Origin of the sequence: Vibrio hepatarius, assembly GCF_018860525.1 — a bacterium.
In the GTDB taxonomy this organism is placed as follows: domain Bacteria; phylum Pseudomonadota; class Gammaproteobacteria; order Enterobacterales; family Vibrionaceae; genus Vibrio; species Vibrio hepatarius_B.
The window spans coordinates 1-10,031 of the sequence record NZ_JAHKPM010000005.1; the positions used below are offsets into that span (position 1 = coordinate 1).

At 42.1% G+C, this 10,031-nt stretch carries 8 protein-coding genes, 2 tRNA genes and 1 rRNA gene; 8 read left to right on the forward strand and 3 right to left on the reverse strand.

Annotation, left to right across the window (positions count from 1 at the left end; translation table 11 throughout):
• Nucleotides 1-1,556 (forward strand): RNA polymerase sigma factor RpoD (rpoD, locus tag KO511_RS00710; protein WP_215985608.1); only part of this gene is annotated, 1,556 nt, incomplete at its 5' end.
• Nucleotides 1,557-1,697: 141 nt separating this feature from the next.
• Nucleotides 1,698-1,773: transfer RNA gene (locus tag KO511_RS00715), tRNA-Ile, on the forward strand.
• 72 nt (nucleotides 1,774-1,845) lie between these two features.
• Here KO511_RS00715 and djlA read toward each other — a convergent pair.
• Nucleotides 1,846-2,703 (reverse strand): co-chaperone DjlA, encoded by an 858-nt coding sequence (gene djlA, locus KO511_RS00720; protein WP_215985609.1) that lies wholly within the window; start codon nucleotides 2,701-2,703, stop codon nucleotides 1,846-1,848.
• A 148-nt stretch (nucleotides 2,704-2,851) separates the two neighbouring features.
• Here djlA and lptD point away from each other — a divergent pair, with 148 nt between their 5' ends.
• The 6 genes from lptD to KO511_RS00750 all read left to right on the forward strand — a co-directional run bounded on the left by lptD (nucleotide 2,852) and on the right by KO511_RS00750 (nucleotide 9,666).
• A complete protein-coding gene (lptD, locus tag KO511_RS00725) occupies nucleotides 2,852-5,233 on the forward strand; it encodes an LPS assembly protein LptD (RefSeq protein WP_215985610.1) in 2,382 nt (793 codons plus the stop codon).
• A 51-nt stretch (nucleotides 5,234-5,284) separates the two neighbouring features.
• Nucleotides 5,285-6,580, forward strand: coding sequence for a peptidylprolyl isomerase SurA (gene surA, locus KO511_RS00730; RefSeq protein ID WP_215985611.1), 1,296 nt, complete (start codon nucleotides 5,285-5,287; stop codon nucleotides 6,578-6,580).
• Nucleotides 6,570-7,562 carry a 4-hydroxythreonine-4-phosphate dehydrogenase PdxA gene (pdxA, locus tag KO511_RS00735; RefSeq protein WP_215985612.1) on the forward strand — a complete coding sequence of 331 codons (993 nt, stop codon included), beginning with the start codon at nucleotides 6,570-6,572 and terminating at the stop codon, nucleotides 7,560-7,562. Before surA ends, pdxA begins: the two co-directional genes overlap by 11 nt.
• 12 nt (nucleotides 7,563-7,574) lie before the next feature.
• On the forward strand, nucleotides 7,575-8,381 hold the full coding sequence (gene rsmA / locus KO511_RS00740; protein WP_215985613.1) for a 16S rRNA (adenine(1518)-N(6)/adenine(1519)-N(6))-dimethyltransferase RsmA: 807 nt from the start codon (nucleotides 7,575-7,577) through the stop codon (nucleotides 8,379-8,381).
• Between the two features lie 71 nt (nucleotides 8,382-8,452).
• Nucleotides 8,453-8,830, forward strand: a complete 378-nt coding sequence (apaG, locus tag KO511_RS00745; protein ID WP_215985614.1) for a Co2+/Mg2+ efflux protein ApaG — start codon at nucleotides 8,453-8,455, stop codon at nucleotides 8,828-8,830.
• A gap of 20 nt (nucleotides 8,831-8,850) precedes the next feature.
• Complete coding sequence (locus tag KO511_RS00750; RefSeq protein ID WP_215985615.1) at nucleotides 8,851-9,666, forward strand: symmetrical bis(5'-nucleosyl)-tetraphosphatase; 816 nt, start codon at nucleotides 8,851-8,853, stop codon at nucleotides 9,664-9,666.
• Nucleotides 9,667-9,735: 69 nt separating this feature from the next.
• Here the strand turns inward: KO511_RS00750 and KO511_RS00755 are convergent.
• Together KO511_RS00755 and rrf are read right to left on the reverse strand one after the other, a co-directional pair.
• Nucleotides 9,736-9,812 (reverse strand) — tRNA-Asp (locus tag KO511_RS00755).
• 30 nt (nucleotides 9,813-9,842) lie between these two features.
• Nucleotides 9,843-9,958: ribosomal RNA gene (gene rrf, locus KO511_RS00760) — 5S ribosomal RNA — on the reverse strand.
• Nucleotides 9,959-10,031: the final 73 nt, after the last annotated feature.

The window sequence follows — 10,031 nt, forward strand, 5'->3', positions numbered from 1 at the left end:
CAGTACGCATGTACATGCGTGAGATGGGAACAGTAGAACTACTGACTCGTGAAGGCGAGATCGATATTGCCAAGCGCATTGAGGATGGTATTAACCAAGTTCAAAATGCCGTAGCAGAGTATCCAGGAACAATTCCTTATATTCTTGAGCAATTCGATAAAGTTCAAGCTGAAGAGTTGCGCCTTACTGATCTGATTACTGGATTCGTCGACCCTGATGCTGATGAAACAACAGCACCAACTGCAACACACATAGGTTCAGAACTCGCTGAGTCGGACTTAGAAGACGAAGATGACGAAGATGCAGAAAAAGACAGTGACGAAGAGGAAGAGGAAGAAGAAACAGGTATTGACCCTGAACTCGCACTCGAAAAATTCACCTCGCTTCGCAATACGTTCCAAAACTATCAATTAGCTTGCAATGAATACGGCAATGAAAGCCCTAAAGCTCAAATCGCTCATGAGCTCGTTATAGATGTATTTAAAGAATTCCGTCTGACACCAAAGCAGTTTGACTACTTAGTTAACGAATTACGAACTTCTATGGAGCGTGTACGCACCCAAGAGCGCTTAATTATGAAAGCGTCTGTTGAATACGGAAAAATGCCGAAGAAGTCTTTTATCACACTCTTTACGGGCAATGAGTCCAGCGAAGCTTGGTTAGATGAAATTCTTTCTTCTGATAAACCTTACGCAGAAAAAATTCAGCGTAGTGAAGACGATATTCGCCGTTCAATCATGAAACTTAAGATGATTGAGGATGAAACGTCTTTAACGGTTCAAAACATAAAAGACATCAGTCGTCGGATGTCAATCGGTGAAGCAAAAGCACGCCGAGCGAAGAAAGAAATGGTTGAGGCTAACTTGCGCCTCGTTATTTCCATCGCTAAAAAATACACTAACCGTGGTTTACAATTCTTGGATCTTATCCAAGAAGGTAATATTGGTTTGATGAAAGCTGTCGATAAGTTTGAATACCGTCGTGGTTACAAGTTTTCAACTTACGCAACATGGTGGATTAGACAGGCAATCACACGCTCTATCGCAGATCAAGCTCGCACCATACGTATTCCAGTACACATGATTGAAACGATCAACAAGCTAAATCGTATCTCTCGCCAAATGTTACAGGAAATGGGTAGAGAGCCACTCCCAGAAGAGTTGGCAGAACGCATGCAAATGCCGGAAGATAAAATACGTAAGGTTCTAAAAATTGCGAAAGAGCCTATCTCAATGGAAACCCCTATTGGAGATGATGAAGATTCGCATTTAGGCGACTTTATCGAAGATACTACTTTAGAGCTCCCATTAGATTCAGCTACTTCTACGAGCTTGAAAGTTGCCACCAAAGACGTTTTGGCTGGCCTAACACCACGTGAAGCTAAAGTACTTCGTATGCGATTTGGTATCGATATGAATACTGACCACACTCTTGAAGAAGTTGGAAAACAATTCGATGTGACTCGTGAGCGTATTCGTCAAATTGAAGCTAAAGCATTGCGTAAACTTCGTCATCCTAGCCGTTCAGAAACTCTGCGCAGCTTCTTAGATGAATAGTTAAACAATTAGGTCAAAAGGCGAGCAACGGCTCGCCTTTTTTATGACCAAACAGTTTAAGTGGCTAAAATATAGACTGGTTTACCCTATTTAGTGTCTAGACAGCACTATCATCATCCCCTATAATCGTTGACCTACAAAGGCCCCTTAGCTCAGTGGTTAGAGCAGTCGACTCATAATCGATTGGTCCGCAGTTCAAATCTGCGAGGGGCCACCAAATACAAAAAGCCTGATGAATATTTTCATCAGGCTTTTTTAATACACTCGTTTTTTACTGATCGCTTTTCGATTAAAAGCCTTTTGCTTTTTTTATCAAATCATAAGCACTTTGAATTTCTTGCGCCTTCTCTTTAGCCACATTCATCATCTCAGGCGGAAGTCCTTTGGCCATCAACTTATCTGGATGGTGCTCATTCATTAATTTTCGATGAGCACGTTTGACTTTTTTTGCATCTGAATTGCTATCTATACCTAAAAGCTTGTATGCGTCGCTAAGTTGACTGGCTGAAGAAGCCTGTTGCCAACCATCACTTGAACGATGAGACTGCCCACCTTTCGAATGGCCACCAAATGCCCCTCCATGCTGAAACCTAAAAGCAGCCTCCTGCATCTTTAAGCGCTGCTCAAGCTGTTCGGAAGAAAAGCCTAGTCCGCGGGCAACTTTATGTAGGACATCACGCTCGCTTGGGTGCAGCTCTCCATCAGCAAATGCGGCTGATATCTGCAATTCTAAAAAGAACTGCATTAAATCAAATCGTTCTCCTGCAGAGATCCGCACGCGTTCTAAAACCGTTTCTAAAGGAAAATCACGCTCTTTACCTTCTCGGAATGCCTCTTGTGCAGCTCTGCGCAACTCACCATGAAGATTCATACGCTCCATCATAGTCGTTGCTAACTGAATTTCTTCCGGTGTAACCTGTCCCTTAGCTTTAGCTACATGGCCCATTACGGCATATGCTGCTTTAAAAAATTCTGCCTGCCTTTCACTTTGACTAGGACCAGAGCCAAAACCTGAGTTAAAGCCTGCCAATTTCAAACGACGAGCCTTATCGAATTGGTGGCCTAAAAATAAACCAAAAATAGCTCCAAATGGCCCTCCGACAAGAAAACCAAAAAAAGTGCCCAGTATTTTTCCGAAAATATGCATTGTTTACTCTCAATCTCTGAATTTTTTCTTCATAAAGCAGTCTGATAGTGCCGTAAGCTGTAAATTCCTTTATCATAAGGACCGTTTTATTTTACATTCGGTCATCTATTCACCGGATATATCAAGTTCAACAGGATAGTCATACTCGATGTCACGTTTTTCTCGCACCTTGTTAGCCACTTCAATTAGCACCGCTCTTATTATGCCTCAGGCTAAGGCTGAAGACTCTACAGTGGACTCTCCACGAGAAATGCCATTTATTGGCCAATGTCAGACATTAGACCTCATTGACCAATGTTTGGTCAATGAGGTCGAACCTGAAAATGCGAAACAACAACCCGTCAATGTTGATGCTGACCATCTAGAAGCAATAAATGGTGATAAAGCGACATACTCGGGTAATGTTACCGTTACCCAAGGTAAAAAACGTATGAAAGCGGATAACGTGACTGTCCACCAAAAAGATAACATCGTTGTAGCAGAAGGTAATGTGATATTTAGTGATGGTCAACTAAAGACCATCTCAGATAAAGCCGTGCATGACCTTAATACTGAAGAAGTGACACTAGAGAACACTAACTATAAATTTTTATGTGAACCTGGTCGAGGAGAAGCGGTATACGTTGCCAAAACTGGCAAAGCAATATACGAAGTTGAAGATGGTACAATCACCTCATGCCCCGAAGGAGATAGCTCTTGGCGTATGAGGGCATCTAGTATAGACATAGATCAGAACGAAGAAGAAGCCACTTTTTACAACCCACGTTTTGAGATTCAAAATGTCCCCGTTTTTTATCTTCCGTTTCTGACAGTCCCAATAGGAGATACTCGTAAAACTGGCTTCCTCTATCCAACGGTTTCCTATGGGTCAAGCGATGGCTTCGAAATGGAAGTACCCATTTATTGGAACCTAGCACCGAACTACGACTTGGAAACTACAATTAAGTCCATGCAAAATCGTGGCACACAGCTCAATAGTGAATTCCGTTATTTGTCTGATTTTGGCTACAGCACAATTAAGTCAGAATATTTGCCAGATGATGATAAATATCCAGAGCAAGGAGATCGCTGGGGAGTGCAGTGGCAACACTCTGGTATTTTTCAAGAAAACTGGAAGTTTGGAATCGATTATTCAAAGGTCAGTGATATCAGATATTTCACCGACACTGGTTCAGGCCTTGGCAATCAGTCTGACGGACAATTGCTCCAAGAAGCCGTTGTGACATATCGTTCTTCAAACTGGGATGCCTCGCTTCTTACTCGAGATTTTCAACTTTTAACCGAAAGCAGCAATACACCATACCGCCTTTTACCACAGCTCGAGTTTAATTATTACGCACCAGAAGTAATGCGTTACCTTGATTTTGACTTAACAAGTCATATTTCTCAATTTGATACCGATGATCCAGAAAAGCCATCCGCTACACGAGTTCATGTAGAACCTGGATTGAAGATCCCCCTTGGTACATCATGGGGGACTTGGACAACGGAAGCACGATTGCTTAGCACTTATTATCAACAAGATCTAAATGGTTTGAATCTAACGGAACTATCCAGCGAGGGATACAATTTAAAAGAATCAACCTCTCGTGTGATTCCAGAGTTTCGTACTCATGCTGGGATTACCCTTGAGCGTGATACCGTTATTTTCGATAATTACACGCAAACACTAGAGCCCCAAGTTCAGTACCTCTATGTTCCGGAGAAAGATCAAAGCGACATCTACCTTTATGACACTACCTTGTTACAAACTGACTACTACGGCCTTTTTCGTAGCCGTAAATATAGCGGTGTAGATCGCATAGCTGCGGCTAATCAGTTTAGTTATGGTGCCTCCACCCGATTTTTTGACAACCAATACAAAGAAAGGTTAAATATTTCCTTTGGCCAGATTTTCTACCTTGATAAGGACACTAAAAACTCAACCTTAACTGACGAAGATAGCAAGTCTAACTACTCAGCTTGGGCGATTGAGATGGATTTTAACTATGATGATTATCTGTTTTACCATGGTGGTCTACAATATGATATCGACACCAGTGAACTCCAACTCGGCAACAGTACTCTTGAGTATAGCTTTGGCAATGGTTACATCCAAGGCAACTATCGCTACGTAACCCGCGAATATATAGAAAACACTCTTGATAATATTGATGATTTGGACTCGATTACAGAAAATGGCATATCCCAAGCTGGGGTACTTGCTAGCTATCAGCTAACCCGAAAATGGAGTGCTAGCGGTCAATATTTCTATGATCTTACCACTGAGAATTCACTTGAGTGGTTGGCAGGGATAAACTATCGATCAGATTGCTGGTATGTTGGTTTTAGTTATAGTAACCAGCTAAAAAGCTGGGATCCTGATTTCTCAAGCTATCCAAACTCTACACCAACTTATGAAAACAACTTTAGTATCAGCTTTGGTATTATAGGGTTTGGCACAAATATAGGTTCAGATTCAGGAGCTACAGGCACCACAGGAGCTAATAACTCTCTTGGCTACGGTCGACCGTTTTTCTTAAACAACTAATTATAAAGCCTACCGTCAGAGACGCAGGCGAGACTATTTACAGGTAATTCAATGAAACTTTGGAAAAAAATCTGGCTTGGGCTTTTAATTGTCAGTCAATGGTCAACAACCCAAGCAAAACCAACTGAATTAGATAAAGTGGCTGTCATTGTTAACAGTGGTGTTGTGTTACAAAGTGATATCGAAGCATCAATGAAAACTATTCGTGCCAATGCGAAAAAGAACCAACAAACACTGCCAGATGAAGATACTTTACATGAGCAGGTAACAGAAAAATTGATCGTTGACACAATACAGCAACAAGAAGCAGAAAGAATTGGCGTGCGCATTGATGATAACCGTCTAAACGAGGCTATCGAAGAAATTGCTAAAAACAACCAACAAACTGCCAAGCAGTTAAACGCATCAATAGCGAAAGAAGGCTTAAGCTACGCTCAATTTAGAGAACAGATTCGCAAAGAAATAGCGGCTAACGAAGCTCGCAATGCTTTAGTTCGTCGCCGTATTAATATTCTACCGGCAGAAGTAGACAACTTAGCCAATATTTTAGCCAAAGAGACTAATGCAACTGTGCAATATAAAGTGGGCCATATTCAACTTCGAGTCGAAGAAGGTCAAAATAAGGCTGAGATTGAAGCAAAAGCGAATCAAATTGTTAAAGAGCTTAACGAAGGCGCAAATTTCAGCACCATGGCCTACACCTATTCAAAAGGCCCTAAAGCACTACAGGGCGGAAGTTGGGACTGGATGCGTAAAGAAGAAATGCCGACTATATTTGCCGATCAAATCAAACTACAAAATAAAGGCAGTATCATTGGCCCATTTCGCAGCGGTATTGGCTTCCACATCTTGAAGATTGAAAATGTAAAAGGTTTAGAGACGGTAGCCGTTACTGAAATACAAGCGCGGCATATCCTTATCAAGCCAACTGTCATTCTCAGCGATGATGGTGTCAAGAAGGAATTGATTGATATAACTCGTCGAATTGAGTCTGGCGAAGCTACATTTGGAGAAATGGCACAGCAATACAGCCAAGACCCAGGTTCGGCTGCTCAGCAAGGGGAGTTAGGATATCAAACATCAGATATCTATGTACCTGAATTCAAACATCAAATAGACACTCTTCGCCTTGGCCAAATCAGTGAACCTTTTAAAACCGTTCACGGTTGGCACATTGTTGAGGTCATGGACAAAAGAGAAGTAGACCGCACAGACTCAGCTCTAAAAAACAAAGCCTATCGTATTATCTTTAACCGTAAGTTCAATGAAGAAGCTAGCGCCTGGTTACAGGAAATTAGAGCAAGTGCTTTCGTGGAAGTCATTAAGGATACTCAAGATGCCAATTAGGCGAATCATAGTCACTACCGGAGAGCCAGCAGGAATAGGGCCAGATCTCGCGGTATCTCTCGCTAAAAAGAACTGGCCACATCAGGTTGTCATATGTGCTGATAAAAACATGCTCAATCAACGTGCGAAACAGCTCAATATTGACATAGAGCTGATTGACTATGACTCTTCGGCTCAACCATTACCACAGCAAGCAGGAACGCTGGTTATCGAGCATGTGCCGCTAGACTCAACTGTAGCACCAGGCTGTTTAGATACCAATAATAGTCAATATGTTCTCAACACCTTAAAACGTGCAGCTTTAGGGTGCTTAAGTGGTGAATTTGATGCCTTAGTAACGGGGCCCGTACATAAAAGTATCCTTAATAAATCTGGCGTCACCTTTAGTGGGCATACGGAGTATTTTGCCGAGCTGTCAAACACGCCTTCAGTTGTTATGATGCTCGCAACAGAAGGGCTAAAAGTTGCACTAGCAACTACTCATATTGCCCTAGCCGATGTCTCGCAAGCAGTTACCGCTGATAGGCTGAAAAAGATCATCTGTATACTGCATGAAGATCTGATCAAAAAATTTGCGATCTCATCACCTAAAATATATGTCTGTGGATTAAATCCTCATGCTGGTGAAGATGGCTGCTTAGGTAAAGAAGAAATAGAAACAATCACCCCTACACTAGAGCAACTTCGTCTAGAAAAAGGCATTGATCTTATAGGACCACTCCCTGCCGATACTATATTTAACCCAAAATATCTCGCAGAAGCAGATGCAATCCTAGGAATGTATCATGATCAAGTACTTCCCGTGTTAAAATATAAAGGATTTGGTAACTCAGTGAATATCACATTAGGCTTACCTTTTATCAGGACATCCGTTGATCACGGCACAGCATTAGACTTGGCAGGTACAGGGCATGCTGATACAGGAAGTTTTACAGCGGCACTGGCTCAAGCAATAGAGCTCGTCGAAAATAAAATTAGTTAACTTGAGAAATATATGAGAAATGATGTCCATTTAGGGCACAAAGCCAGAAAACGCTTTGGTCAAAACTTCTTAAACGATCCGTACATCATTGATGGAATCGTATCTGCAATCAACCCTCAACCAGGCCAAAACCTCGTTGAAATAGGTCCCGGCTTAGGTGCTATTACTGAACCTGTTGGCCGGGAGGTCGATAGTTTCACCGTGATCGAACTTGATCGCGATCTTGCTGAACGATTAAGACATCACCCAGAACTCTCAAGCAAACTAACCATTTATGAAGGCGATGCTATGCGATTCGACTTCACACAACTAGTCAAATCAAATAATAGGCTGCGTATTTTTGGTAATTTGCCTTATAATATTTCCACACCACTGATGTTCCACCTATTTGAATACCATAAAGATATTCAAGATATGCATTTCATGCTACAAAAAGAAGTAGTTAACAGGTTAGCAGCAGGTCCAGGAACCAAGGCGTATGGTCGCCTAACTGTAATGGCTCAGTACTACTGTAAGATAGTCCCTGTACTCGAAGTTCCGCCAACAGCATTTATCCCACCACCAAAAGTTGATTCGGCAGTCGTTCGCCTTTCGCCTTACGAGACACTTCCCTTTCCCGCTACTAATCTAAATTGGTTAGACAGGGTGTGTAGAGAAGGCTTTAACCAAAGACGTAAAACGGTACGAAACTGTTATAAGTCACTAGTTAGTTCTGAAATTTTAGAACAACTTGGTATCAATCCAAGTATGCGACCAGAAAATTTAACTCTAGAGCAATTTGTCGATTTAGCTAACTGGCTGGACGCAAATCCCAAATAATCCACATATAATTAGAGTTGTAATCATATCGTCAGACAACTCTAATTTTTGACTTATACGCAGGAGTCCCTATGGATGCAACCCCTTGTATTAAAGTCCAAGTTCATACCAAATATATATCAGATCAGTCTCAGCCTGATGAAAAGCACTATGTCTTCGCTTACGTCATCACTATAAAAAATTTAAGTAACCAAACCGTACAACTCATCAGCCGTCGCTGGCTGATTACTGATGCTAACGGAAAACAAATGACGATTGAAGGTGACGGCGTGGTAGGCCAACAGCCTTTCATCTCCGGAACAGATGAATACACTTATAGCAGTGGAACAGCTATTGAGACACCGGTTGGTGTTATGCAAGGTCAATATATTTTACTCGACGAAAAGGGAAAGGAATTCATAACCGAAATCGAGCCATTTCGCCTTGCATTACCAAATATTCTTAATTAACTACAGCGTAGGATTTGTTTGTGTCTAATTACATTGTCGGTGATATCCAAGGGTGTTTCGATGAACTGAAGCTATTGCTCAAACAAGTCAAGTTTAATCAGGGCTCTGATGTTCTCTGGGTAGCAGGAGATCTTGTTGCCCGTGGCCCTAAATCATTAGATACACTAATGTTTATTAAAAGCTTAGGCGATAGCGTAAAAGTCGTACTAGGAAACCATGACTTGCACCTTCTTGGTGTTTTTTTAGGTGTACACCCCCCTAAGAAAAAAGACAAAACAATTGCCATTCTCGAATCTTGTGAATGCAACCAACTCATGGAATGGCTTCGCCATCAGCCACTGCTGGCAGAGCATGATGAGTTTGTTGTCTGCCACGCAGGTATTACTCCTCAGTGGTCATTATCAAAAGCTAGAAGCTGCGCTAGTGAGGTTGAAGCCATCCTTAAGAGTAACCAGTGGCCTTGGTTGATTGAAAATATGTACGATAATCAACCAAGCAGATGGTGCGATGACCTTAAAGGTATCGAGCGCTATCGCTATATCATAAACGCTTTCACTAGAATGCGATTTTGTTTTCATGATGGCAGCTTAGATATGGAGTGTAAGCGGCCTCCAATAGAAATGGATCAAAGTACTTTAAAGCCTTGGTTTGAACTTAAAGACCGTAAAAAACTCAAAAAAACTATTTTATTTGGTCACTGGGCGGCACTTGAAGGCTACAAAGGTAAACGAGTTATTGGCCTTGACACTGGCTGTGTATGGGGGGGCAACTTAACCATGATTCGCTGGGAAGATAGGAAGTTCTTTACTCAACCAAATATATTACTTAAAGCCTGATAGACTTATGTTCATTTAAGTTTGAATAAATAGAAAAACCCCAGCATTGCTGCTGGGGTTTAGAAGAAATGGCGGAGCGGACGGGACTCGAACCCGCGACCCCCGGCGTGACAGGCCGGTATTCTAACCAACTGAACTACCGCTCCGCACTGGTTAGACTTACGTCTAAATTTGAAGCCTGGCGATGTCCTACTCTCACATGGGGAGACCCCACACTACCATCGGCGCTATTGTGTTTCACTTCTGAGTTCGGCATGGGTTCAGGTGGGTCCACAACGCTATGGTCGCCACACATAAGTTCTTAGGTTCTGATAACCGGACTCGAACTGGGGACCTCATCCTTACCAAGTCTCCGCTCTACCACC

Coding starts and splice junctions, on each gene's coding strand:
- rsmA (WP_215985613.1), top strand. CDS start 7,575: ATGAGAAATGATGTCCATTTAGGGCACAAAGCCAGAAAACGCTTTGGT.
- surA (WP_215985611.1), top strand. CDS start 5,285: ATGAAACTTTGGAAAAAAATCTGGCTTGGGCTTTTAATTGTCAGTCAA.
- djlA (WP_215985609.1), bottom strand. CDS start 2,703: ATGCATATTTTCGGAAAAATACTGGGCACTTTTTTTGGTTTTCTTGTC.
- apaG (WP_215985614.1), top strand. CDS start 8,453: ATGGATGCAACCCCTTGTATTAAAGTCCAAGTTCATACCAAATATATA.
- lptD (WP_215985610.1), top strand. CDS start 2,852: ATGTCACGTTTTTCTCGCACCTTGTTAGCCACTTCAATTAGCACCGCT.
- pdxA (WP_215985612.1), top strand. CDS start 6,570: ATGCCAATTAGGCGAATCATAGTCACTACCGGAGAGCCAGCAGGAATA.